At 71.3% G+C, this 25,030-nt stretch carries 17 protein-coding genes; 7 read left to right on the forward strand and 10 right to left on the reverse strand.

Annotated features, from left to right (window positions below):
- The first annotated feature begins 82 nt into the window (after window positions 1–82).
- The gene (locus Prubr_RS18535; protein ID WP_212828216.1) at window positions 83–349 is read left to right on the forward strand and encodes a hypothetical protein; all 267 of its coding nucleotides are present in this window, start codon (window positions 83–85) and stop codon (window positions 347–349) included.
- Window positions 350–524: 175 nt separating this feature from the next.
- Window positions 525–1,328 (forward strand): alpha/beta hydrolase, encoded by an 804-nt coding sequence (locus Prubr_RS18540; protein ID WP_212827105.1) that lies wholly within the window; start codon window positions 525–527, stop codon window positions 1,326–1,328.
- A gap of 90 nt (window positions 1,329–1,418) precedes the next feature.
- Here Prubr_RS18540 and Prubr_RS18545 read toward each other — a convergent pair whose 3' ends face one another.
- The 6 genes from Prubr_RS18545 to Prubr_RS18570 all read right to left on the reverse strand — a co-directional run bounded on the left by Prubr_RS18545 (window position 1,419) and on the right by Prubr_RS18570 (window position 7,837).
- Window positions 1,419–2,438, reverse strand: a complete 1,020-nt coding sequence (locus tag Prubr_RS18545; protein ID WP_212827108.1) for a glycosyltransferase family 2 protein — start codon at window positions 2,436–2,438, stop codon at window positions 1,419–1,421.
- On the reverse strand, window positions 2,435–3,271 hold the full coding sequence (locus Prubr_RS18550) for a glycosyltransferase family 2 protein (RefSeq protein ID WP_212827110.1): 837 nt from the start codon (window positions 3,269–3,271) through the stop codon (window positions 2,435–2,437). Before Prubr_RS18550 ends, Prubr_RS18545 begins: the two co-directional genes overlap by 4 nt.
- Window positions 3,268–4,140, reverse strand: coding sequence for a glycosyltransferase (locus tag Prubr_RS18555; protein ID WP_212827112.1), 873 nt, complete (start codon window positions 4,138–4,140; stop codon window positions 3,268–3,270). The genes Prubr_RS18550 and Prubr_RS18555 overlap by 4 nt, the downstream gene beginning before the upstream one ends.
- A gap of 70 nt (window positions 4,141–4,210) precedes the next feature.
- Entirely contained in the window at window positions 4,211–5,563 is a 1,353-nt protein-coding gene (locus Prubr_RS18560; RefSeq protein WP_212827114.1) for an O-antigen ligase family protein, read from the reverse strand.
- Between the two features lie 33 nt (window positions 5,564–5,596).
- Window positions 5,597–6,457, reverse strand: a complete 861-nt coding sequence (locus Prubr_RS18565) for a hypothetical protein (protein WP_212827116.1) — start codon at window positions 6,455–6,457, stop codon at window positions 5,597–5,599.
- Between the two features lie 30 nt (window positions 6,458–6,487).
- On the reverse strand, window positions 6,488–7,837 hold the full coding sequence (locus tag Prubr_RS18570; protein ID WP_212827118.1) for a glycosyltransferase family 4 protein: 1,350 nt from the start codon (window positions 7,835–7,837) through the stop codon (window positions 6,488–6,490).
- Window positions 7,838–8,272: 435 nt separating this feature from the next.
- Between Prubr_RS18570 and Prubr_RS18575 the strand changes: the two genes are divergently transcribed.
- Both Prubr_RS18575 and Prubr_RS18580 read left to right on the forward strand, forming a co-directional pair.
- On the forward strand, window positions 8,273–11,947 hold the full coding sequence (locus Prubr_RS18575) for a PQQ-dependent sugar dehydrogenase (RefSeq protein ID WP_212827120.1): 3,675 nt from the start codon (window positions 8,273–8,275) through the stop codon (window positions 11,945–11,947).
- Window positions 11,948–12,188: 241 nt separating this feature from the next.
- Window positions 12,189–16,940, forward strand: a complete 4,752-nt coding sequence (locus Prubr_RS18580) for a PQQ-dependent sugar dehydrogenase (RefSeq protein WP_246568812.1) — start codon at window positions 12,189–12,191, stop codon at window positions 16,938–16,940.
- A gap of 382 nt (window positions 16,941–17,322) precedes the next feature.
- On the opposite strand, the gene Prubr_RS18585 is transcribed toward Prubr_RS18580, so the two are convergent.
- Genes Prubr_RS18585 through Prubr_RS18600 form a run of 4 tightly spaced genes read right to left on the reverse strand, consistent with a single transcriptional unit; the run spans window position 17,323 to window position 22,015 of the window.
- The gene (locus tag Prubr_RS18585) at window positions 17,323–18,870 is read right to left on the reverse strand and encodes a lipopolysaccharide biosynthesis protein (protein ID WP_212827124.1); all 1,548 of its coding nucleotides are present in this window, start codon (window positions 18,868–18,870) and stop codon (window positions 17,323–17,325) included.
- Window positions 18,870–19,787 (reverse strand): glycosyltransferase family 2 protein, encoded by a 918-nt coding sequence (locus Prubr_RS18590; RefSeq protein ID WP_212827126.1) that lies wholly within the window; start codon window positions 19,785–19,787, stop codon window positions 18,870–18,872. Before Prubr_RS18590 ends, Prubr_RS18585 begins: the two co-directional genes overlap by 1 nt.
- 15 nt (window positions 19,788–19,802) lie before the next feature.
- Complete coding sequence (locus Prubr_RS18595; RefSeq protein WP_212827128.1) at window positions 19,803–20,978, reverse strand: class I SAM-dependent methyltransferase; 1,176 nt, start codon at window positions 20,976–20,978, stop codon at window positions 19,803–19,805.
- Entirely contained in the window at window positions 20,975–22,015 is a 1,041-nt protein-coding gene (locus Prubr_RS18600; protein ID WP_212827130.1) for an NAD-dependent epimerase/dehydratase family protein, read from the reverse strand. The genes Prubr_RS18595 and Prubr_RS18600 overlap by 4 nt, the downstream gene beginning before the upstream one ends.
- A 292-nt stretch (window positions 22,016–22,307) precedes the next feature.
- Here Prubr_RS18600 and Prubr_RS18605 point away from each other — a divergent pair, with 292 nt between their 5' ends.
- From Prubr_RS18605 to Prubr_RS18615, 3 genes are read left to right on the forward strand one after another with little or no spacing between them, the layout of a single operon-like run.
- Window positions 22,308–23,537, forward strand: coding sequence for a class I SAM-dependent methyltransferase (locus Prubr_RS18605; protein ID WP_212827133.1), 1,230 nt, complete (start codon window positions 22,308–22,310; stop codon window positions 23,535–23,537).
- Window positions 23,537–24,379, forward strand: coding sequence for a sugar phosphate nucleotidyltransferase (locus Prubr_RS18610; protein ID WP_212827135.1), 843 nt, complete (start codon window positions 23,537–23,539; stop codon window positions 24,377–24,379). The genes Prubr_RS18605 and Prubr_RS18610 overlap by 1 nt, the downstream gene beginning before the upstream one ends.
- The gene (locus Prubr_RS18615) at window positions 24,379–25,017 is read left to right on the forward strand and encodes a PIG-L deacetylase family protein (protein ID WP_212827137.1); all 639 of its coding nucleotides are present in this window, start codon (window positions 24,379–24,381) and stop codon (window positions 25,015–25,017) included. Before Prubr_RS18610 ends, Prubr_RS18615 begins: the two co-directional genes overlap by 1 nt.
- Window positions 25,018–25,030: the final 13 nt, after the last annotated feature.

Genomic DNA, 25,030 nt, shown 5'->3' on the forward strand with positions numbered 1-25,030 from the left:
CCCACCGTTACTGTTGGTCGACGTGAGCCCCCGTCGCAACCGTCCGCGCCCCGACGCCGGTCCGCCGCTCGACGACGAGCGGATGCGGCGCGGTGTGGAGGCGGTTCAGACCTGGAGCGACGGCGAGTGGCAGGTGCGCGGCATCCCGGGCGGGTCGGCGACCAAGACGTACCGGTGTCCCGGGTGCGACCAGGAGATCCGGCCCGGCGTGGCGCACGTGGTGGTCTGGCCGGCCGACGGACGCGGGGACCTCACCGACCGGCGACACTGGCACTCCGGGTGCTGGCGGGCCCGCGACCGGCGATCGCCCGGCACCCAACGTTCCCGCAGCGCCCCCCGCTACGGCTGACGCGCGCACCGGCTCCGGCTTCCCCGTTGATCAAGGAGAAGTCGTGGGGGATACGCCGGGTTTGTCGCTCAACAACCCCTCGATCGGCGGGCGCGACCCGGGCACCGGCGGGATGTGCGTCACGTGCCGCCCGCCACGGGCTGACGCGGCCGTACGGCCGCGCGAGACTGGACCGGTGAGCGAACCCATCCGCGCGACCTCGATCCTGCCCGCCCACCGCGAGGACATCGAGCTGCACACCGCCGACGGCCTGCGCCTGGTCGGCGAACTCGCCCGGCCGCTGGACCGCGACCCGGTCGCCACCCTGGTCTGCCTGCACCCCCTGCCCACCCACGGCGGGATGATGGACAGCCACGTCTTCCGCAAGGCGGCCTGGCGGCTGCCGGCGCTCGCCGGCCTCGCCGTCCTGCGGTTCAACACCCGGGGCACCAGCAGCGTGCGGGGCACCAGCGAGGGCACCTTCGACGCCGCCGACAGCGAGCGGTTCGACGTGGCCGCCGCGATCGAGTACGCCGAGTTCGCCGAACTGCCCGACATCTGGCTGGTCGGCTGGTCGTTCGGCACCGACCTGGCGCTCAAGCACGGCTGCGACCCGCAGGTGACCGGCACCGTCCTGCTCTCGCCGCCGCTGCGCTTCTCGACCCCCGACGACCTGCGGACCTGGGCCCGGTCGGGCAAGCCGGTGACCGCACTGGTCCCGGAGTTCGACGACTATCTGCGCCCCGACGAGGCCCGCGAGCGGTTCGCGGCCATTCCGCAGGCCGAGGTGGTCGGCGTACCCGGCGCCAAACACCTGTGGGTGGGTGACGCCGAGACCGTGCTCGACGAGATCGTCCGCCGGGTCGCCCCCGGTACGCCGGTGCCGCTGCCCCGGGAATGGGACGGGCCGATGGAGGTCGGCGACGCGAGCGCGTACGCCGACCGGACCGTCGCCGCCTTCGCCGACGTACCGGTGACCGGCCCCCGCCCCACCTCGTGACCCCGCCGCGTCCGCGCCGCCCCAGGGCGGCGCGGACGCCGATCTAGGACTCGTTGAGTCGCAAAGAGGGCGAGTCGCCCACGATTTCCCCTAGATCGGCGGCAGGGACGGGGTGGCCGGGGACGGGGTGGCCGGCACGGACGAAGTGGGCGGCACGGACGGGGTGAGTGGCACCGGAACCACCGGCGGCAACTCGGCGACCGGCGGCCAGCCGGCGAGCCAGGTGGCCCGCTGGGCCCACACCTCACGCCAGTAGCCGGCCCGGCCGGTCAACCTCGCACCCGCCGCGCGGACCGCGATCCCGCCCGCCAGCAGCGCGCGGCCGACCGCCGCGCGCGACGCCGACCAGCGCAGCCGCACATAGGTCGTCTTCCCGCGCAGCACCATCACCCGCTTGCCGACGCTGGTCGACGACGCGCCGCCGACGTGCAGCACCTGGGCCGTCGGGACGAGCACCGGCGCCGCGCCCAACCCGGTCGCCCGGTGGCACAGGTCGATGTCCTCGCTGTACATGAAGTAGTCCGGCGCGAAACCGCCGAGTTCGGCGAACAGGGCGCGGTCGATCAGCAGCAGGCAGCCGGAGGCGGCCGGCACCGGCGTCGGCCGGGTGCGGTCGAGGCCCGGCAGTTCCTCGGGGTTCAGCAGCCGGGAGCGGCGCAAGATCGTCGAGAGCCCGGTGGCGAAGCAGAAGTAGCCCCACAGGCTCGGCAGCGCGAACACCGACCGGCCGTCGTCGGTCCCGTCCTGATGCAGGGTGCGGCCGGTGTAGACGCGATGCGCCGGGTTGGCCCGGGCGAACGCGACGAACTCCCCGATCACGTCGCCGACGGGTTCGGTGTCCGGGTTCATCAGCAGCACGTAGTCGCCGCGGGCCAGTTCGGCGCCGACGTTGACCGCCCGGCCGAAACCGACGTTGTGCGCCAGCCGCACCACCCGTACGTCGGGCAGGGCGGCCGCGATCGCGTCGGCCGAACCGTCGGCGGACGCGTTGTCGACGACGATCACCTCGTAGTCGACGCCGGTGCCGGTGGCCCGCAGCCCGGTCAGCGCCCGGACGATCAGGTCCCGGGTCTGGTACGAGACCATGACCACGCTCACGGTCGGGTTCATCGGGTCACCGGCGTACGGGTCGATTCGTCGCGGCCCCACGCCGCCCCGGGCCCGGTGCGCCGGGCCCTGATCCCGGCGACGACGGTCAGCACCGCGTAGCAGATCCCGGCCGGGAGCAGCCACGGCCGGGGCAGCACCACGTCGACCAGCCAGGACAGCTTGCGTGACGGGCGTACCCCGGTGTCGGTGGCGGCGGCCCGCAGCGCCGTGTTGCCGGCCCGGACCCGGCCGAGGCGGCGCAGCAGGTCGGCGGTGCGCCGGGGGGTGGCCACCACCGAGGCGACCCCCTTGACCTCGCGCTTCTCGGCGTCGGTGAAGAGCGAGTCGAGGAACAGGTCGTCGGCGATCACGTCGGGGAACTGTTCGAAACGGGCCCGGCCGGCCCGGGACAGCACGATCACGCCCCGGCCGAAGAGCGCGTTGCGGAACGCCGGCAGCCGTCCGTTGATCGCGAAGTACGCCTTGACCAGCAGCGGGCGGCCACTGGTGTCGAGGACCCGGCGGGGCGCGGCGGCCAGCGCGCTGTCGTCGACCGCCCGTGACAACGTGCGCAGGTCGGTGGTCGACAGGGCGATGTCGGCGTCGAGGTAGATCCGGGGCAGGCCGGTCGCCGTCCGGTCACCGGCGTTGAGGGCGGCCGACTTCGACGCCTCCGCCAACTCGATGACGGTCACCCCGGGCACGGCGCGGGCCAGTTCGGCCGTCGCGTCGGTGCACCCGTTGGCGGCCACGATCACCTCGAACTCGCCGGGGGAGGCGGTGGCGAGTAGCCGGCGCAGGCACCGGTCGATCACCGCGGCCTCGTTGTGGGCGGCGATCACCACGCTGGTCACCACGGCGCCCGCCCGGTCAGCGCGCGCCGGATCCGCCGTACGGCGCCGCGGCGCCGGGCCCGCCAGCCGCCGTACTCGCGCAGGTCGAGGGAGGCGGCCTGGACCACCTTGGCCGAGTGCCGCATCTGCTCGGTCCACTGCGCGACCGTGGTCACCCCGGTGTTCTTCGCCGACAGCGGCCGGCGGGCCATGAAGTCGGCGTCGGTGTGGTAGATCGTGTGCGGGCTGCGCGGATCGTCCATGTGGTCCTCGGGCAGGAAGGGGTGGTACCAGCCGTTGACCCAGCCGAGCCGGGCCGAGCGCAGACACCAGGCGGTGAACGACTCGGTCGGACCGATCGGTCCGGTCTGCGTGACGGCGGCCCGCTTGAGCAGGTAGCCACTGCCCTGCACCCAGTGGTTGCGCATCAGCCGGTGGCCGCCGGCGTAGTCGGCGAGCTTCTTCGTGACGAGTGCGTCGTCGACGTCCTCGGCGGGGAAGCGCCAGGTGCCGATCACCCCGAACTCGGGTACGTCCTCGTGCGCCCGGCGCAGCGTCTCCAGCCAGTCCTTGTCGGGCAGGCAGTCGTCGTCGACCTTGCTGACGTACGCGCCGTCCGACTCGGCCCACAGCCAGTTGGTCGGCTCGCGCAGGCCCGCGTTGGTCGGGCTGTGGTGGAACCGGTGCACCCGTGGGTGATGCCGGAACTCCTCCACCGCCTCCAGGGTCGGCTGGTCGGTGCCGTTGTGCCACAACCAGATCCGGGTGTCGGTGGTGGCGGTTTCGAGCAGGTGCGGCAGGGAGAGCCGTACGTACTCCGGCCGGTCGTACGTGATCATCAAGATGTCGATGCCGCGTTGCCGGCTGACGCCCTCGCTGTGCTCGGTCATGCGACACCTCGCTTCGCTCGGCGGTCGCATGACTTGGGGCTGAGCTGATTGATGCCCTCGCTGTGCTCGGTCATTGCGCTCCGATGTGGTTGACGCGTTCGGCCCGGGTCACCCGCCACATCGCGCCGGCGAGCCCGAGGAAGAGGTGCACGGTGATCAGGTAGGTCGAGAAGTACAGCGCGTCGAAGGTGAACGCGGTCACCGCCGCGACCCCGATCCCGACCGCGAGTACGGCGGCCAGGTCCCGGTCGCGGTCGTTGGTGGCGAACCGGCGGACGCGTCCGGCGGTGACGATGCCGACGACGAACAGTCCCGCCAGCCCGACGACGCCGACGACGCCGCCGGTGACCAGCGTGACCAGCCACTGGTTGTCGAGGAGTTGGTAGAGCTCGGGTAACCAGGTGCCGACCCCGCGTCCGAGCCACAATCGTTCCTTGATGAACGGTGTGACGAACGCGTAGTCCTCCAGCCGGCCCTGCACGCTCGGGTCGTTGTCGCCGGCGAGCAGCAGGGCGCGCAACGTGGCGAGCAGCCCCGGCTTGCCGACCTGGATGAACGCCATCAGGAAGACGCCGATCACCAGCACGTTGAACGTGGTGCGCAGCGGCCAGACCAGGATGAAGAGCAGGATCGCGGCGGCGAGCGCCAGGACGCCGGTGCGGGACAGCGAGATCGGGATGACGCCGGCCTGGATCATCGCCAGGGCGGCGTAGATCTGCCGGTTGCGGCGGCTGCTGGAGAAGCGCGCGAAGTGGATGGCGACGATGAGGCCGATCACCATGAGCACGCTGAACTCGATGTAGTGGCCGGCCGTCCCGGCCACCCGGACCAGACCGCCGCCGCCGCGGGCGTCGAAGCCGACGAGGTCCTTCTGGAACATCAGCACCGGCGGCAGCTTGAGGTAGTTGGTGAAGTCGATCCGCAGGATGAACTGCGCCAGCGCGAAGAGCGCCATGACGCTCGAGCCCCAGCAGAACCAGCGCAGCAGGTGGTCGATGCGGTCGCGGGTGAGTACGCCGTCGGCGGCGGCCAGCAGGACGCCGGCGCCGGCCAGCGCCATCAGGATCGTCCGGTCGGCGCTGTTGGCCTCCAGCACCTGCATGCCCCGGGCCTGACCGGCGACGTACGACACGCCGATCGTCACCAGGTAGCCGGCGAGCGCCCAGCGCATCGGCTGCTGCCCGCGGGTGACGAGGTTGGGATGCAGGCGGGTCAGCGCCCACCAGACCAGCAGGCCGAGGCCGACCATGACGGCCGGGCGGCCGAGCGTGGTCAGCGGCGGGAAGATCAGCCGGGCCGGCAGCAGGTAGGCCAGCATGACCGCGGCGACGACACCCGCCGTCGCGTCCGGGAAGTGGCGGGTCCGGGGGGTGATCCCGTCGTAAACCGTGGCTGAACGTCGGGCGGAGAGGTAGGTCTGCACGGGACTCGTTCCGTCAGTACGTCGTCGGCGTACTTATCGCTTTGAATCGTCGGTCGGCGTGCGGACCGCGGTGAGCAGGATGGTGTCGTCGGACTGCGGCGCCCGGATGAAGTCGGCGGAGATCTGCTGGCCGCCGCGACCGTTGCCGAACGCCTGGGTGACCTCGGGGGAGCGGCTGCCACCCTGGTGGGGGGCACCCCGCCGACCGCCGGCGACGCTCGCCTGGCCGGCGTCGTCCGCGACCGGGCGGCGGCCGCTCTGCCGGCTGGCCGCCCGCGCGACGGTGCGCCGCCGCTGGATGGCGTCGTAGACGACGGCGGCGACCGCGGTGAACAGCAGGCCGATCGCGACGACCACGATCTGCGCGCGCAGGACGTTGGAGCGGGACGGGGTGATCTCGGTGCCCGGGTCGAGGATCTCGGTGGTGATCTCCTCGCCCGCCTTGGGCTTGTAGGCCTCCTGGCTCTCCGAGACCTCGTCGCTGATCAGCTTGGTCACCGCGATCACCGTGGCCAGCGCGGCCTCGTGGGTGGTCGCGGTGACGTCGACGGTCACGATCGAGCTGCGGTTCACCAGGCCGATCTCGTAGCCCGGGTCACCGCCGGCCGCCTGGACCTTCTGCCGCGCGTCGGCGGCGGAGACCGAGATCTGCACCGCCTGGGCCATCGCGACCTCACCGACCTTCAGCCACGGGTTGCCGGGCTGCGGGCTGGCGTTGGGCGCCGGCGCGGGCGGGTTGGTGGTCGGCGGCACGAGCAGGACGGCGGCCGAGGTCTTGTATTCGGGCTGGATCGACGAGCCGACGACGAGCGCCGCGCCGAGGGTGAGCACGACGACCGGAGCGGCGACGTACCACCGCCGGACCATCAGTCTCAGGAGGTCGAGAAGGTCCACAGCGTCGGCCCCTTCGGGTAGCGCGGGTCGTCAGGTCGTGAGGTTGGTCTGCGAGGCCCGGCCAGGGGCCCTGCCGCCAGATTCGTACCATGCGGCGTCGTTCACGCCGCGCTCGGCGTGGGCCGGGTTCACGGGTGGAGCCGGGTCGTGGCCCGTCGACCGTGGGCGCAGAAGCCGGTCCCACAGCCGGATGTACGTCCTGGCCTGGTGGTCCCAGGCGAGTAGTTCGGTGAAGCGCTGCCGGGCCACGATCCGCATCGTCGCCCGGGCGTCCTCGTCGCTGAGGAGCTGGTCGAGCGCCTTGGCCAGCTCGTCCGGGGAGCCGGTCGGCACGTAGGTCGCCGCCCCCTCGGCGGTGCGCCGCGTCTCCAGTAGGTCGACGGCTACGACCGGCAGCCCTCGCGCCACATACTCCACGGTCTTCGCCATCGTCGACAAGTCGGCCATCCGGGTCGGAGGGTCCGGCTGGATGGCGATCGAGGCGGAGCGCAGCAGCACGTCGACCTCGTCGGCCTCCAGCCAACCGGTGAACCGCACCACGTCGTCGAGTCCACGTTCGGTGACGAGTTGCCGCAGGCCGGGCAGGCTGTCGCCGTCCCCGGCCACGACCATCCGCCAGTCGTCCCGGCCGCGCAGGTCGACCAGCCGTTCGGCGGCGAGCACCGCGGCGTCGACGTGGTCCTGCGGATTGATCACGCCGAGGTAGACGATGACCTGGCGGCCGTCGTCGCCGGTGCCGGTCGACCCCGGTTCGCCGGCGCGCTGCGTCGGTATCCCGGTCGCGCCGACCTCGGCGAGCGTCGGGCCGTTGCGCACCACCACGACGTCGTCGGGATCGCAGCCGCCACGGCTGATCGCCAGTTCCCGGTAGGACTCGTTGGTCGACACCACGGCCGACGCGCACCGCCAGGAGAGCCGTTCCATGAGCTTGAGAATGCGCAGTACGACCGGGCGCGGGTTCTCGGTCTTGCACTCGTAGAGTTCCGGGCTCAGGTCGTGGTGGTCGAAGACGAACGGCCGGCGGAGCATCCGCATGAGCAGGGCGATGGTCCAGAAGACATCGGGCGGGTTGCAGGCCTGCACCGCGTCGACGCGGGTGCGGACCATGACGCCGAGCAGGCGGGTGGTGACGGCGATCAGTGCCCAGGCGAACTCGGCGGCGAAGGAGAGCACGCCCGAGCCGGCCAGCGGTTGTGGGAACGACCTGATCTGCGTCGCCGTACCGGGCAGGATCCGCAGCTTCTGCGGGCCGCGCGGGCAGATGACCGTCACCCGGTAGCCGGCGGCCTCCAGTGCCCGGCACTCGCGGATGACCCGCCGGTCACGTTCGACGGGCAGGTTCACCACCACGATGACGACGTGCGGACGCCGGTCGGCCATGTCTACCTCGTATCCGCCCAGAGCGCTGGAAAGGGTGGCATCGACGAAAGGTCGCAGCGCCTCGTCGGGCTGCGACCGGGGAGTGGGTGAAGCTATTGGAAAGCCTGCTCTATGCGGTCCGGTGCGGGCAAGTGACTCGCATTCTCGGACGATGTCGTCTTTCTAACACGAGTCGGACCAAGTGCCCGCTTCCATGGTCATGAGATCGGTTAATGTCGATCATCCTATTGGTCAATTTGCCTCGCCGAACCGGCGAGTTGGCTGAGGTGATCTGTCGGTAAAGCACCTTTTTGTTGATCTACATCCTGATTCTTTGGTCAGGAACAGGACAGCACCCAACATTCATCGGCTGGCTACTCTGTGCGCGCGGTCGGGTCATATTGACGACCATGGCTGGTGCGCGCCACCCGCGCACGTGTCTTGGGGAGGGGTGCGATGACGCGCCTTCGACGCGGGTTGGGGATCGGGCTGACGGCGGCCCTGCTGGCCGGACTACTCACACCGCTTCAGGGCGCCCCGGCCGCCGCGATCGCGCTGCCGTCCGGTTTCCAGGAGCAGATCGTCTTCAGCGGTCTGAGCCAGCCGACGAACCTCGAGTTCGCCTCCGACGGCCGGGTCTTCGTCGCCGAGAAGAACGGCCGGATCAAGGTGTTCGACGACCTCGCCGACCCCACCCCGACACTCTTCGCCGACCTGTCCACCAACGTGCACAACCAGTGGGACCGCGGACTGCTCGGCCTGGCGCTGGCACCCGGTTTCCCGGCCGACCCCTACGTCTACGTGCTCTACACCTACGACGCCCCGCCCGGCCGGACCGCTCCGGTGTGGAACGACACCTGCGGCGACGCCAACAACGGCCAGTGTGTGGTCACCGGGCGGCTCTCCCGGCTGCGGGCCGCCGGCAACGTGGCCACCGGCCCGGAACAGGTCCTCATCCACGACTGGTGCCAGCAGTACCCGAGCCACTCCGTCGGCGACCTGGCCTTCGGCGCCGACGGCATGCTCTACGCCACGGCCGGCGACGGCGCCAGCTTCAGCGCCACCGACTACGGGCAGCTCGGCAACCCGCGCAACCCCTGTGGCGACCCGCCGGGCGGCACCATGACCCCGCCGACCGCCGAGGGGGGTGCGCTGCGTTCGCAGGACGTACGCACCCTCGGCGACCCGACCGGCCTGGATGGCACCGTCATCCGGATCGACCCGGCGACCGGCGCCGCCGCCCCCGGCAACCCGCTGATCGGCTCCGCCGACCCCAACGCCCGGCGGATCGTCGCCACCGGCCTGCGCAACCCGTTCCGGTCCACCGTGCGACCCGGGACCAGCGAGGTCTGGCTCGGCGACGTCGGCTGGAACCTCTGGGAGGAGATCGACCGGGTCGCCGCGCCCACCGGCGGCGTCACCAACTTCGGCTGGCCCTGCTACGAGGGCAACGCCCGGATGGCCAGCTACGACAACGCGAACCTGAACCTCTGCGAGTCGCTCTACAGTGGAGCCGGCCAGACCGCGCCCTACTACGCCTACCACCACAACGCCGACGTCGTACCCGGCGAGAACTGTGGCGCCGGCGGGGACGCCGTCGGCGGCCTGGCGTTCTACCCCGGCAGCGGCGGCAGCTATCCCGCGGCGTACGCCGGTGCGCTCTTCTTCAGCGACTATTCCCGGAACTGCATCTGGGCGATGCGCCCGGCCAGCCCCGGCGGGCTGCCCAGCCCCGCCAACATCCAGCTCTTCGGCCAGGCCGCGGCCAGTCCCGCCGACCTCGCCGTCGGTCCCGGTGGCGAGCTGTACTACGCCGACCTGGGCGGGACGGTCCGGCGGATCCGCTACTTCCCGGGCAACCAGCCGCCGCAGGCCGTGATCACCGCCGCGCCGACCTCCGGCACCGCACCGCTGACCGTCACCTTCGACGGCACCGGCTCCACCGACCCCGACCCCGCCGACGCCGGCCGGCTCACGTACCGGTGGGACTTCACCAGCGACGGCACCGTCGACGCGACCACGCCGACCGCGACGCACACCTACCCGGCCACCGGCACCTTCACCGCGACGCTGACCGTCACCGACACCCTCGGCGCGTCGAACAGCACCACGGTCCGCATCCAGCCCGGAAACAGCGCACCGACCGCCGTCATCACCACCCCCACCACCGGCACCACCTGGCAGGTCGGCGACACCCTCACCTTCGGCGGCCACGCCACCGACCCGCAGCAGGGCACCATCCCCGCGTCGGGCCTGCACTGGCGGCTGCGGATGGAGCACTGCGAGTCGGTCGGCAACTGCCACACCCACCACCTGCAGGAATGGGCCGGGGTGGGGTCCGGGTCCTTCGTCGCACCGGACCACGAATACCCGTCGTACCTCGAACTCGAACTGACCGCGACCGACGCGGACGGGCTGACCAGCACGACCGTACGCCGGCTCGACCCGCGGACCGTCGACCTGACCTTCGCGACCAGCCCGCCGGGGCTCCAACTCAGCGTCGGCAACTTCTCCGGCACCGCGCCGTTCACCCGTACGGTGATCGTCGGCTCGACCAACACGGTGAGCGCGCCGAGCCCGCAGAGCGGCAACTCGCTCGTGCACACCTTCGGCAGCTGGTCCGACGGGGGTGCGGCGACCCACGTGCTGATCGCCCCACCGGCCGCCGGCACCTGGACCGCGACCTACACCAGTGCCCCCGGTTGCACCGACAGCTACGGCTACACCTGCACCACGAGCACCGACCGGCCGTTCCTGCCCGCCGAGACCACGGTGCTGCCGCTGACCGGCGACGACGCGTACACCTCGGTGGGCCTGCCGTTCGCGTTCCCGTTCTACGGGCAGACGCACAGCACCGCCTGGGTCTCGACGAACGGGTTCCTGTCGTTCACCGACCCGGGCTCACCGCTGGGCACCAACACCGCGCTGCCGGACCCGGCCCTGCCGAACGCCGCGCTCTATCCCTTCTGGGACGACCTGTTCGTCCGGGCGGACTCCAGCATCCGTACGGCGACCACCGGCACCGCACCCGACCGCAGATACGTCGTCGAGTGGCGCAACATCGGCATGTACGGCTCGACGTCGGCCCGGATCACGTTCCAGGCCGTGCTGTCGGAGTCCGGCGAGATCGTCTACAGCTACGCCGACCTGTCCACCGCCGGCCGCGAACGTGGTGACTCGGCCACCGTCGGCATCGAGGACGGCAGCGGTGCGGTCGCGTTGAGTTACTCGACCAACACACCCGACCTGCGCAACGGAACGTCGGTGGTCTTCACCCCGCCCGGCGGCGCGCCGCCGACCACCGGTGCGGTGTCCGGTGTGGTCACCAACGCGGCGACCGGCCTCGCGGTCGCCGGTGCCACGGTGACGCTGTCGCCCGGCAACCACACGACGACCACGGCCGGCAACGGCTCGTACACGCTGCCGTCGGTGCCGGTCGGCGCCTACACCGTCACCGGCACCGCCCCCGGCGGCCTTTCCGCCAGCCGGTCGGTGACCGTCGCACCGGGCGGGGCGCACACCGTCGACCTGGCACTCGCCGCGCCCGGCGGCGGCGAGGGGGAGTACACGGTCACCACCGGCCCGCGCCCGTTCGTACCCGCCAACGGCACCGTGCTGCCGCTGACCGGCGACGAAGGGGTGACCCAGGTCAGCCTGCCGTTCGCCTTCCCGTTCTACGGCCAGCCGCAGTCGAGCGCCTGGGTGTCCACCAACGGGTTCCTGTCGTTCTCCGACCCGGGATCGGCGCAACCCACCAACGCCGCACTGCCGGACCCGGCCGCACCCAACGGCGGGATCTATCCGTTCTGGGACGACCTGGTGGTACGCGCCGACTCGACGATCCGTACCGAGGTCGTCGGCGCCGCGCCCCACCGCCAGTTCGTCGTGGAGTGGCGCAACATCGGCCACTACGGCTCGACGTCGGCGCGCATCACCGTCGAGGCGATCCTGTCCGAGAACGGGGAAATCGTCTTCAACTATGCCGACCTGACCACCTCGAAGCCGAGAGAGCTCGGCGACAGTGCCACGGTCGGCATCGAGGACCTCGCCGGGGCCGCCGCCACGCAGCATTCGTTCAACCAGGCGGTGCTGGCCAACGGAACGGCGATCGTGTTCCATCCCGTACCCTGACGGCGACGTCGCGTCCCGGGCCCCGCGGTCGCCGCCGGGCCCGGAGCGCCGTTCCGTGACTGACTGACCACTCAAACACCGATCGGTCGGCCGAAGTCGAGCCGTACGGCCGGGTAGTCCGGTCGGGCTACCGAAGCCATTCGGTTGGATCATGCGCGATGCTGTGGCCGCGTACTCTCTGCCGGCAACAGCCGCATCGACCTGTTTGTGCCACGGCGTTGCCGTGAGATGGGAGACCCGGGTGTCGCGAGCGATACGGCGCGCACTGTCCTCGGCGCTGGCCCTCGCGCTGAGCGTGCCCGTCGGCCTGGGCCTGGTGCCCGGCACGGCCGCGCCGGCGGAGGCGGCCGGTCCACCGGTCGGCTTCACCGAGCAGATCGTCCTGTCCGGACTCCACCTGCCGACCAAGGTGGTCTTCGCGCCCGACGGCCGGGTGTTCGTCGCCCAGAAGGACGGCGTCATCAAGGTCTTCGACAGCCTGTCGGACACCACCGCGACCGTCGTGGCCGACCTGCGCACCAACGTCTACAACTACGAGGACCTCGGGATGATCGGGATGGCGGTCCCCCCGAGCTTCCCGGCCGACCCCTACCTCTACGTCAGCTACACCTACGACGGGCTGATCGGCGGCACCGCACCGACCTACAACGACACCTGCCACGAGCGGAGCAGTTGTGCGGCCAGCAGCCGGGTCTCCCGGCTGCGGCTCGCCGGCGACGTGATGACCGGCCCCGAAGAGGTGCTGCTGCACGACTGGTGCCAGCAGATCGAGAGCCACTCGATCGGCGAACTCCGCTTCGGCCCCGACGGCGCGCTCTACGTCACCGGCGGCGACGGCGCCTCCGGCACCTTCGTCGACTACGGCCAGGCCGGCAACCCGACCAACCCGTGCGGCGACCCGCCGTCGCCGGTCGGCGGCGCGATGACCCCGCCGACCGCCGAGGGCGGCGCCCTGCGCGCCCAGGACCTGCGCACCGGCGGCGACCCGACCGGCCTGTCCGGCACCCTGATCAGGGTCGACCCGGAGACCGCGGCGGCCATGCCCGACAACCCGATGGCCGCCAGCGCCGACGCCAACACCCGCCGGATCGTCGCGTACGGCCTGCGCAACCCCTACCGCTGGGCCTTCCGGCCGGGCACCGACGAGGTCTGGGTCGCCGACGTCGGCTGGCGCAACTGGGAGGAGATCAACCGGATCGTCGACCCGGCCGACGGACCGGTCCGCAACTACGGCTGGCCCTGCTACGAGGGCAACAGCGTGCAGAGCGGCTACCGCGCGGCCCAGCTCGACCTGTGCCGCAGCCTCTACGCCGCCCCCGCCGGCACGGCCACCGGGCCGCACTACACCTACCACCACAACGACGTCGTCGCGCCCGGCGACGGCTGCCGGACCGGCGGCTCGGCCCCGACCGGCATCACGTTCTACCCGACCGAGGGCGGCAACTACCCGGCGCCGTACGCCGGCGCGCTGTTCTTCGCCGACTACTCGCGCGGCTGCATCTGGGCCATGCGGGCCGGACCGGACGGCGTGCCGGACCCGTCCGACATCATGCCGTTCACCTCGACCGCCTCCGGGCCGGTCGACCTGGTCATCGGCCCGGACAACAACCTGTACTACGCCGACCTGACCGGCGGCACGGTGCGCCGGTTCCACTACAGCTCCGGCAACCTGCCCCCGCAGGCGGCGTTCACCGCGAACCCGACCTCAGGCAACGCCCCGCTCACGGTTTCGTTCGACGCCAGCAACACCACCGACCCCGACGCCGGTGACATCCTCACCTACCAGTGGGACTTCACCGACGACGGCACGTTCGACGCCAGCGGTCCGACCGCGACCCACACCTACACCACGACCGGCACCCACACCGCCCGGTTGCGGGTCTCCGACATGGCCGGGGCGGTCGACACCGAGACCCTGCAGATCTTCGTCGGCACCGACGCGCCGGTGCCGGTCATCGATTCGCCGACCGCCGCGCTGCGCTGGGAGGTCGGTGAGACGGTCTCCTTCTCCGGACACGCGACCGACCCGCAGGACGGCACGCTGCCGGCGTCGTCGCTGTCCTGGCAGTTGATCAACCGGCACTGCTACTCCGCCGACGACTGCCACACCCACCACGTGCAGAGCGCGGATGGTGTCGCCTCCGGCACGTTCGTCGCGCCGGACCACGAATACCCGTCGCACCTCGAACTGACGCTGACCGCGACCGACAGCAGCGGGCTGACGTCCAGCACCACCACCCGCCTGGACCCGAAGACGGTCAACCTGACCTTCGCCAGCAGCCCGGGCGGCCTGGAACTCAACCACAACGGCGCGCCGGTCAGCACGCCGGCGGTCCGTGAGGTCATCGTCGGGTCGACCAACACGATCAGCGCACCCACGCCGCAGACGGCCGGCAGTTCGACCTTCACGTTCGAGGGATGGTCGGACGGCGGGGCGCAGACCCACGTGATCACCGCGCCGGCCATCGCCACCACCTACACGGCGACCTACAGCGGCTCCGGTTCGTGCGCCGACACCTTCGGCTACACCTGTGACACGGTGCCGGGGCGGCCGATCGTGCCCGCCGACGACACCGTGCTGCCGCTGTCCGGCGACGAGGCCATCACCCGGGTGGACCTGCCGTTCGCGTTCCCGTTCTACGGCCAGTCGTACGACGCCGCCTGGATCGACGTGAACGGCAAGCTGTCGTTCCTCGACCCGAACGGCTCGTGGGGCGTCAACACCCCGATCCCGGACGTGTCAGCGCCCAACGCCGCCATCTACCCGTTCTGGGACGACCTGTGGGCCCGGGACAACTCGACGATCCGGACGGCGGTGACCGGCACCGCGCCCAACCGCCGCTTCAACGTCGAGTGGCGCAACATCGGCCTGTACGGCTCCACGTCGGGCCGACTGACGTTCCAGGTGCTCATGGAGGAGTCCGGGCGGATCACCTTCAACTACGCCGACCTCGGCGGCGCCCGGGAACTGGGCAACTCCGCCACCGTCGGGATCGAGAACGCCGCCGGCACGATCGCGTTGCAGTACTCGATCAACGAGGCGGTCCTCGCCAACAACACCGCGATCGTCATCACCCCGCCCGGTGGCGGCGGCCCGACCGACCCGCCGCCGGTCACCGGCACCGTCTCCGGTGTGGTGACCAGCAACGGCACGCCGGTGGTCGGCGCCACGGTGACGCTGAACCCGGGCAACCTGAGCGCGACCACCGCCGCGGGCGGCAGCTACACCCTCGGCTCGGTCCCGGCCGGCACGTACACGGTCACCGGCACCGGTCCGGGCGGGCTGACCGGCTCGGGTTCGGTCACGGTCACCGCCGGCGGTACGCACACGACCAACCTCACGTTGACCGGACCGACCAACCCGACCCCGACCCCGACGCCGCCGCCGACCACCCCGCCGGCCACCACCCCGCCGGCCACCACCCCGCCCCCGACGACCCCGCCGGCCACCACTCCGCCGGCCACCACCCCGCCGCCGGCGGGAGGCGTCTCGTACACGAAGTCGACGGAGTCGCGGCCGTACACGCCGATCTCGGGTGGTACGCCGATCCCGTTGACCGGTGACGACTCGGTGGAGCAGATCGAGCTGCCGTTCGCGTTCCCGTTCTACGGGCACAGCTACACGACGGCGTGGGTGTCCGCCAACGGGTTCCTCAGCTTCGAGGACCCCGGCAACGGGCAGCCGATCAACGGGCCGATCCCCGACGCGTCGGCGCCCAACGCCGCTCTCTACCCGTACTGGGACGACCTGGTGGTGCGGGCGGATACGGTGGTGCGCAGTGCGGTCACCGGTAGTGGTGACGGTCGTAGGTTCGTGTTGGAGTGGTACAACCACGGTCAGTACGGGTCGTCGTCGGCGCGGGTGACGATTCAGGTGTCGTTGTCGGTGTCCGGTGAGATCGTGTTCAACTACGAGAGTCTGGCGCCGAGCAAGCCGCGTGAGCGTGGTGACAGTGCCACGGTCGGGATCGAGAACCACGCGGGTACGCAGGCGGTGCAGCACTCGTTCAACGAGGCGGCCCTCGCCGACAACACCGCGATCGTCTTCACCCCGTCCGGCGGCGGCCAGGGGCCGACGAACCAGCCGCCGGTCGACCCCACGCCGGCCACCACCGGCACGGTGTCCGGTGTGGTGACCAGCGGCGGTACGCCCGTCGCGGGGGCCGCGGTGACGCTGACCCCCGGCGGGCGGACCGCGACGACCACGGCCACCGGCAGCTACACGATCGGTTCGGTGCCGGCCGGGACGTACACGGTCGCCGCCACGGCGGACGGCGGGCGCAGCGCCTCGGGCACGGTGACGGTGGCCGCCGCCGGCGCCCACACCGCCAACCTGGCGCTGACCGCACCGACGACGGCACCACCGCCCACCAGCCAGCCGCCGTCGCCGACGCCGCCGCCGGCCAGCGGTGGTGGTGCCTACACGAAGTCGACGGAGTCGCGGCCGTACACGCCGATCTCGGGTGGTACGCCGATCCCGTTGACCGGTGACGACTCGGTGGAGCAGATCGAGCTGCCGTTCGCGTTCCCGTTCTACGGGCAGACCTACACGACGGCGTGGGTGTCCAGCAACGGCTTCCTCAGCTTCGAGGACCCCGGTGGAGCCCAGCCGATCAACGGCCCCATTCCGGACACCACCGCGCCGAACACCGGCGTCTACCCGTACTGGGACGACCTGGTGGTGCGGGCGGATACGGTGGTGCGCAGTGCGGTCACCGGTAGTGGTGACGGTCGTAGGTTCGTGTTGGAGTGGTACAACCACGGTCAGTACGGGTCGTCGTCGGCGCGGGTGACGATCCAGGTGTCGTTGTCGGTGTCCGGTGAGATCGTGTTCAACTACGAGAGTCTGGCGTCGAGCAAGCCGCGTGAGCGTGGTGACAGTGCCACGGTCGGGATCGAGAACCACGCGGGTACGCAGGCGGTGCAGCACTCGTTCAACGAGGCGGTCCTCGCCGACAACACCGCGATCATCTTCACCCCGCAGCAGTCCTGAACCGAACCCACCACCACCACAGCGGCCCCCGGCCTTCGGCCGGGGGCCGCTCCATATCCGCCCGAGATCCGCTCACGGGTGGCCCGGCCCGTTTGCCGCATGACCAGAGGTCGCGTCTCCCGTCACCTCCCTGATCGCGGTGATCAGGGACCACGTCCGGCGTGTCGTCGGCGTGGCGGGCGAAATACTCCCTGATCACGCGGATCTTGCGGTGCACGGCGACGCACCGCGGCGCACCGCGGCGTACTGCGGGGCGGGACACGGCGCGGCGCGGTGGGACGGCGCGGCGGGTGGTGGTCCGCTGATGGCAGCCGCCCTTGATCCCGATGATCAGGGGCTTCGTCGTACGGCACGCCGACGACACACCCGACTTAGTCCCTGATCACGCGGGTCTTGGGGGGTGCGAAGGGCGGCGGAAACGGCGGGGGAGGCGTTTGCGGACCAGGTCGCGTACGCGTCGGTCGGTCGTCCAGAGGATCGCCGCCGCGGTCAGACCACCGGCCGCGCCGAGCACCACCACCCCGACCAGCGGCGGCAGCTCGTCGGCACCGAGCCGGTTCAGCCCGTACGGCACCAGTGCGGCCGCCGTCGCGGCGACCACCGCGGGCAGCGTCGGCAACAGGAACCGCAGCACCGAGGCGCCGGCCGCCCGGCGTACGGTGACCCAGATCGACACCGCGTTGACCACGACCTGGAGACACACCCCGGCCACGGCGATCGCGGTGGCCTGTGCCGCCGGGTTGCCGCCGCCGAACATGGTGCCCAGGGCGGCGAAGGTGGCCACCCCGAGCAGCCCGCGGGCCCAGGAGATCGCGGCGAGCTTGCCCGGCTGCCCGATGGCCTGCAGGGCCGGGCCGAGCAGCACCCCGAAGACGTTGACGGCGCCGAAGAGGCAGAGCACCTGTAACGGGACCTCGGTGCCGGCCCACTGCGGGCCGAGGAAGCCGACCAGCGGCCCGGCGGTGGCGGCCAGTACGCCGAGGACCGGCAGCCCGACGATGGCGCCGAGGTGCTGGAGTTGGACGAGGTGGTTGACGAAGGCGGTCCGGTCGTTCTGGTGCCGGGACAGCGACGGCAGTGCCACCTGCTGGAGGGATCGGACCGTCACGTCGACGAGCATGTCCGGCAGCCGGGCGGCCAGTCGGTAGATGCCGGTGGCGATCGGGCCGAAGAACAGACCGGTGAAGATCAGGTCGGCCCGGTTGCTGAGCATCACGCCCAGCCCGGCGTTGGCGGAGTGCAGCGAGAAGGTCCACAGCTCGCGGATCGCGCCGAGGCGGATGCGCCGGCTCGGCCGCCAGGGGCAGACGATCCAGAGCACGATCAGGCCGATCAGGGCGTTGACCAGTTGCTGGGCGACCAGCGCCCAGATGCCGGCACCGGCGACCGCGAGGGCGATCCCGATCACACCGCTGACCACCGCGGCCAGCAGGGTTCGGATCGCGACGGCCCGGAACTGCAGCTCGCGCCGCAGGACCGCCTCCGGTACGGTCGCCAGCCCCTGCATGAGCACCAGCGGGGCGAGTGCGACGCAGACCAGGGTGAGCCGGGGCTCCCGATACATCAGGGCCCACAGCGGACTGAGGGCGGCGACGAGGGCGGCGACGCCGAAGCCGGCGATGGCCAGGACCCCGAACGCGGCGTCGAGGTGGGCGCCGGTCAGCTTGTCGCGCTGCACGATCGCCGACACCAGCCCCTGCTGGAGGATCGTCTGCGCGATCATCACGAGGACCAGCGCCATCGCCAGGATGCCGAACTCGTCCGGGCCGAGCAGCATCGCCAGCACGAACGTGACGACAATCGAGGAACCGACCCGGCCGGCGGTCAGGACGTACGACCAGCCGATCGCCGAACGTACTTTCGACTTCGGTGGCGGGCCGGCCTGGACCGGTGCCGCCTCGACCGTGACCGGCGGACTTGCGTTGGCCACTAGACGCTGCCGCCCGCTGTGCGTGGTGCCGGGTGCCGGACCAGCTGGCGGCGCCAGTAGCCGACCCGGACCCGGACCCGTCGGACCGACCAGGCGCCGAGGAACGCGGCGGCGTTGGCCAGCCGGGTCGGGGCCGGGGTCTTCGCCGTGGCGAGCACCCGCAGCGTTTCGCCCAGCATCCGCATCCGCGGTGCTCCGGAGGTGCGTCCGCCCTGCGGCGCGAACCAGGTGCTGGCGTCCGCCGCGTTGCTGCCCTTGGCCTGGCGCGTCGAGGCGCCGTGCACCCGGCGCATGAACAGTGGCTGGTCGACCTCGTGGATCTCGCCGAGTGCGGCCACCTCGGCCATCAACGTGTAGTCCGAGGACAGGTAGGGGCGGATCATGCCGGTGCGTCGCAGCGCGGCCAGCCGGAAGACGCCGAAGTGGGCGTGGCAGAGGCTGATGTGCGAGGCGACCGCGGCTACCCGCCGCCAGGGGCGGTGGTGGCGCAGGTCCATGAGGTCAGCGTAGGGGCCGATTGTTTCGCCTTCTTCGTCGATCAGGAGCGTACGCGGATAGGCGAGCACCGTCTCCGGCCCGGCGGCGTCGAGCGCGGTGACACAGGCGCCGAGGTGACCCGGCAGGCACACGTCGTCGTACGCCGCCCACTTGAACAGCTCACCGCGGGCCAGTTCGGCGACCCGGGCGAAGTTGGCGTGGCCGCCGAGGTTCTGCGGATTGCGGTAGGCCCGGATGCGTGGATCGATCGCGGCGTAGCGCTGGCAGATCTCCCAGGTGCGGTCGGTCGAGGCGTTGTCACTGATCACGACCTCGAAGTCGGGGTAGTCCTGGGCGAGCAGCGCGTCGAGGCAGCCGATGAGGTAACGCTCGGCGTTGTAGACGGGGACACCGATGGTGACGCGGGGGGTGTCGGGCATCGTCTTCCTCCGGTCTCAGGCGACCAGCAGTTGGGCGCTCACGCCGAGCTGGCGCAGGGTGGCGGTGATCTCCTTACGGTATGCCGGATTCGTAATGATCACTGACCCGGTGCCCAGTTCCGCGAGGGTCGCCGGATCGGTGACCTCGTGCCCGGTGACCGGCAGGTAGCGTCCCCACTTGCGCGGGTTGACGTCGACGACGGCGGCGAGCCGGTGGTCGGGATCGGCCAGGTGCAGGAACTGTACGCCGCGCGAGCCGGCCCCCCACAGCACCGGCCGGTCACCCTCGGCGATCAGTCGGTCGATGGTGGTGCGCCAGTGGTCGCGTTCGGCGTGGTGCCGGTCGGCGAAGCCGGCGACGGACGCGAGTTGCCGGTCGCGGTCGGCGGTGTCGGGCAGCGGCGCGTCGGACCGGGGCGGCCCGTCGGCGTTCACGGAGAACTCCACGAACCGGAACATCCCGGAGAACAGCGGCCCGGTCGCCTCGATCCGCCAGCCGGCCCGCTCGACGATGGTGCGCAGCGCGTACGCGTCGAAGTACGACACGTGCGGGTAGATGACCTCCCAGCCGGCGGTGGCCAGGTCGTAGCAGGCGTCGGGAACCTCGATGTAGCCGTACACGGTCCGGTCGCCGGCGAGTTCGCGGAGCCGGACCAGGAAGCCGTACGGGTCGTCGAGGTGTTCGAACCAGTGCCGCGAGGTGACGAAGTCGAACGCCGGGGTCGAGTCGTCGAGCGGGGCGTGGGTCGAGTGGAACACCGCGCCGGACGGGTCCTCGCCGGCCGGACCGGCGTACATCGCGTCGTAGCCGTGACCGTGGGCACCGGAGACATGGCACAGCTCACGCAGGAACTCGCCCTGCCCGCAGCCGACGTCGAGCACGGTCGCACCCTTGAGCGGGTAGCGGTCGGCGAGATGCCGGACCAGGTCGGCGGAGAAGGTCTGGAACGCCGGTGAGTGGTGCAGGTTGGTGTCCATCGTGGTGTCGTAGACCAGCGCTGCCGGGTCGAACGCCACGTTGCGGACGTACGCGCACGCCGGGCAGTACGCCAGCCGCATGTCGCCGAGCGGTGACGCCAGCGCCTCGTCCCGGCTGGCCCAGTGCACCCCGCAGAAGACCGGGATCGTCCCCAGGTCGGCGAACGGGACCAGTTCGGCGGCCCCGCAGGCGTGACAGGCCGGGCCGGTCATGCCGCCCCGCCGGTGGTCCAGCGCAGTTCGCCGTCGAGCCGGCCGGCACCCTGCAGCGACTGGATCCGGCGCAGTCGCTGGTGCCGTTCGCCGCGGAAGTCCTCGATCGTCAGCCCGTGCCGTCGGTAGGCCTCGACCAGCTCCTCGACGCCCTTGCGGACCGTCCAGCGCGGCTGGAAGCCGGGCACCTCGGCGGCGACCAGGTCGCAGCTCACCCGGTAGTTGCGCGCGTCGGCCGACGCCCCGCCGGCGAACGTCACGGTCGAGCCCGGGACCACCTCGGCCACCACCTCGGCGACGTCGCGGATCAGGTAGTTCTCACTGGTCTGCCCGATGTTGTACGCCTTGCCGTGCACCACCTCCCGGGGCGCCTCCAGCAACGCCAGGAACGCCGCCGAGATGTCCTCGATGTGCACCAGTGGGCGCCATGCCGAGCCGTCGGAGAGCAGCCGCACCTCGCCGGTGAGCAGTGCGTGCGCGGTCAGGTCGTTGACCACCAGGTCGCCGCGCAGCCGGGGCGAGAAGCCGTACGCGGTCGCGTTGCGCAGCGAGACCGGGGAGAAGTCGTCGTCGGCCAGGCCGGCCAGCCCCTGCTCGGACAGGATCTTCGACTCGCCGTACGGCGTCACCGGGGCGAAGCCGGCGTTCTCGTCCAGCGGCCGGTCGTCCAGGCCGGCGCCGTAGAGGCTGCACGACGAGGAGAACAGGAAACGGGACACCCCGGCGGCCTTCGCCGCTTCGGCCAGCCGCACCGTGGCCCGGTGGTTGATGTCGTACGTCAACTCGGGGTTGAGATTGCCGATCGGGTCGTTGCACAGCGCCGCCAGGTGCAGCACCGCGTCGAAACCGGCCAGGTGTTCCGCCGTGACGTCGCGCAGATCCACCCGTACGGCCGGTATCTCCGCCGGGGCGGGACCGAGCAGGCAGTCGGCGAACAGGTCGATGTCGAGCCCGGCGACCTCGTGGCCGGCGGCGGTGAGCATCGGCGTCAGCACACTGCCGATGTAGCCGTGGTGACCGGTCACGAGAACGCGCATGGCAAAGCCCCCGCAGTGTCTTCGGGTGTGGGAGGCCGAGTCTATGAGGGGGCCGGTGGCCGGGCCGAAGAGTGTCAGACTTCTTACTCAAGCGCCCTGGTGGGAGGCACTCTGGCTAGCGTTTGCCAGACGCGCGTCGGGCCCGGCGCGCCGATGTTCCACGGTCCGGGACCAACCTGTCCCGCGACCGGGGACCGGCGGTGGTCCTGGGCCCGGACCCGACGGCAGCGTGGGGTGCACCCACACCACGGAACGCCGCGACCGACATCAGCTAGTGCGTGGGGGAAGCTCAATGACCGTTGCCGAATGTCGGCTGTGCACCACGGCGCTGACCGAGACCTTCGTCGACCTGGGCATGTCGCCCCTGTGCGAGAGCTACCTGCCGGCCGAGCGGCTCGACTCCGCGGAGACGTTCTATCCCCTGCACGTGCGGATCTGCCCGAGCTGCCTGCTCGTCCAGCTTCCCGCGTACGTGCCGGGTGAGGACATCTTCTCCGACTACGCGTACTTCTCGTCCTTCTCCGACTCGTGGGTGGCGCACGCCAGGCGTTACGCCGACACGATGATCGACACGCTCGGCCTGGGCCCGGACAGCCTGGTGACCGAGGTCGCCAGCAACGACGGCTACCTGCTGCAGCACTTCGTCGCCCGGGGCGTACCGGTGCTCGGCGTCGAGCCCGCCGCCAACATCGCCGAGGTCGCCAACGCCAAGGGCGTACGGACCCGGGTGCACTTCCTCGGGGCGCAGACCGGTGCGGCGCTCGCCGCCGAGTACGGCCGCGCCGACCTGGTCGCCGGCAACAACGTCTACGCCCACGTGCCCGACCTGGTCGGCTTCACCGCCGGGCTGGCCGCCCTGGTCAAGCCGGACGGGCTGATCACCCTGGAGTTCCCGCACCTGCTGCGGCTCATCGAGCGCCGGCAGTACGACACCATCTACCACGAGCACTACCAGTACCTCTCGCTGCTCACCGCGCAGCGGGCGCTGGCCACCGCCGGCCTCGTCGCCGTCGACGTCGAGGAGCTGTCGACCCACGGCGGATCGCTGCGGGTGCACGCCCGGCACGCCGCCGCGGCCGGCGAGCCGTCCAGCAACGTCAAGTCGGTGCTGGAGGCCGAGGCCGAGGCGGGACTGCACACCGTCGACGGGCACCGCGGCTTCGCCGAGGCGGTCTTCGACATCAAGCGCGACCTCGTCGAGTTCCTGCTCGACGCCCGTGCCCAGGGCAAGCGGGTCGTCGGCTACGGGGCCCCCGGCAAGGGCAACACCCTGCTCAACCACTGCGGTATCCGGTCCGACCTGCTCGAATACACCGTCGACCGGAGCACCTACAAGCAGGGGCTGTTCCTGCCCGGCACACACATCCCGATCCACGCGCCGGAGCGCATCGCGCAGGACCGGCCCGACTACGTGCTCGTGCTGCCCTGGAACCTGCGTACCGAGATCTCCCAGCAACTCTCGTACGTGCGGGAGTGGGGCGGCCGGCTGGTCTTTCCGATCCCGGCCCTCGAGGTGGTGTGATGAAGGTCGTCCTGTTCTGCGGTGGCCTCGGCATGCGGATGCGCGAGGGGGCCGCGTCGGCGCCCAAGCCGATGGCGATGATCGGTGACCGTCCGCTGCTCTGGCACGTCATGCGCTACTACGCGCACTTCGGCCACACCGACTTCGTGCTCTGCCTCGGCTACGGTGCCGCCGCCGTCAAGGACTACTTCCTGCACTACGACGAGACCCTCTCGAACGACTTCACACTGGCCCGCGGCGGTCGCGACGTACGGCTGTTCTCCTCCGACATCACCGACTGGAACATCACCTTCATCGACACCGGGCTCAACTCCACCATCGGCGAGCGGCTGATGCGGGTCCGCAAGCACGTCGAGAACGAGCCGATGTTCCTCGCCAACTACGCCGACACGCTCACCGACGCGCCGCTGCCGGAGATGATCGAACGGTTCCGGACCTCCTCGGCCACCGCCAGCCTGCTCGCCGTACCGGTGCAGTCGACCCACCACGTCATCGACATCACCGACGAGGACCAGGTCACCCGGGTACGGCCGATCCGCGAGCTGATGCAGTGGGAGAACGGGGGCTATTTCGTCCTGCGCCCGGAGATCTTCTCCGCACTGCGTGAGGGCGAGGACATGGTGCCGCACGCCTTCGAGCGGCTGCTGCCCGAGCGCCGGCTGCTCGCCCAGCGGTTCACCGGGTTCTGGCGGGCCGCCGACACGTTCAAGGACCGGGCCGAACTCGAGGAGCTCTACCACGCCGGCCGCTGCCCCTGGATGCTCTGGGACGGCAACCGCAACGGCGGTGGCACCTCGACGGCGCTGCTCTCGTCGCCCGGCGCCCCCGCGTTGAGCCACTGATGCCCGGACTGCACCTGGCCGGGACACGCCGGGTGGTGCTGCTGGGCGCGCACCCCGACGACATCGAGATCGGCGCCGGCGGGCTGCTGCTCGGCCTCGCCGCCGCAAACCCGGGTCTGCGGGTGCACTACGTGCTGCTCACCGGCAGCCCGGACCGTCAGGCCGAGGCCCGGGCCGCGGCCACCGCGTTCCTGCCCGGTGCCGAGTTGAGCTTCGCCCTGCACGACCTGCCCGACGGCCGGGTGCCCGCCCGCTGGGGTGACGCGAAGCGGATCGTCGACGAGGCCGCGCGGACCTTCCCCGCAGACCTTGTCGTCGCCCCCGGCACCGACGACGCCCACCAGGACCACCGCACGCTGGCCGAGCTCGTGACGACGTCGTTCCGGGCCGCGCCGGTGCTGCACTACGAGATCCCGAAGTGGGACGGCGACCTCGGGCGGCGTAACTTTTACCTGCCGCTCAGCGCGGAGCGGGCCCGTCGCAAGGTTGAACTGCTGCACTCCAGTTTCCCGTCGCAGAAGGACCGGGACTGGTGGGACGACGAGGTCTTCCTCGGACTGGCCCGACTGCGCGGCATGGAATGCAGATCCCGGTACGCCGAGGCGTTCCGGTGCGAGAAAGCGGTGATCGAGCTGTGAGCGAGCGGAGCGT

This window comes from Polymorphospora rubra, from assembly GCF_018324255.1.
Taxonomy (GTDB): domain Bacteria; phylum Actinomycetota; class Actinomycetes; order Mycobacteriales; family Micromonosporaceae; genus Polymorphospora; species Polymorphospora rubra.

Bases quoted from the DNA above. Each gene is read 5' to 3' on its own strand.
- Prubr_RS18535 (WP_212828216.1), top strand. From the start codon at position 83: ATGCGGCGCGGTGTGGAGGCGGTTCAGACCTGGAGCGACGGCGAGTGG.
- Prubr_RS18545 (WP_212827108.1), bottom strand. From the start codon at position 2,438: ATGAACCCGACCGTGAGCGTGGTCATGGTCTCGTACCAGACCCGGGAC.
- Prubr_RS18555 (WP_212827112.1), bottom strand. From the start codon at position 4,140: ATGACCGAGCACAGCGAGGGCGTCAGCCGGCAACGCGGCATCGACATC.
- Prubr_RS18570 (WP_212827118.1), bottom strand. From the start codon at position 7,837: ATGGCCGACCGGCGTCCGCACGTCGTCATCGTGGTGGTGAACCTGCCC.
- Prubr_RS18575 (WP_212827120.1), top strand. From the start codon at position 8,273: ATGACGCGCCTTCGACGCGGGTTGGGGATCGGGCTGACGGCGGCCCTG.
- Prubr_RS18590 (WP_212827126.1), bottom strand. From the start codon at position 19,787: ATGCCCGACACCCCCCGCGTCACCATCGGTGTCCCCGTCTACAACGCC.
- Prubr_RS18595 (WP_212827128.1), bottom strand. From the start codon at position 20,978: ATGACCGGCCCGGCCTGTCACGCCTGCGGGGCCGCCGAACTGGTCCCG.
- Prubr_RS18600 (WP_212827130.1), bottom strand. From the start codon at position 22,015: ATGCGCGTTCTCGTGACCGGTCACCACGGCTACATCGGCAGTGTGCTG.
- Prubr_RS18605 (WP_212827133.1), top strand. From the start codon at position 22,308: ATGACCGTTGCCGAATGTCGGCTGTGCACCACGGCGCTGACCGAGACC.
- Prubr_RS18610 (WP_212827135.1), top strand. From the start codon at position 23,537: ATGAAGGTCGTCCTGTTCTGCGGTGGCCTCGGCATGCGGATGCGCGAG.
- Prubr_RS18615 (WP_212827137.1), top strand. From the start codon at position 24,379: ATGCCCGGACTGCACCTGGCCGGGACACGCCGGGTGGTGCTGCTGGGC.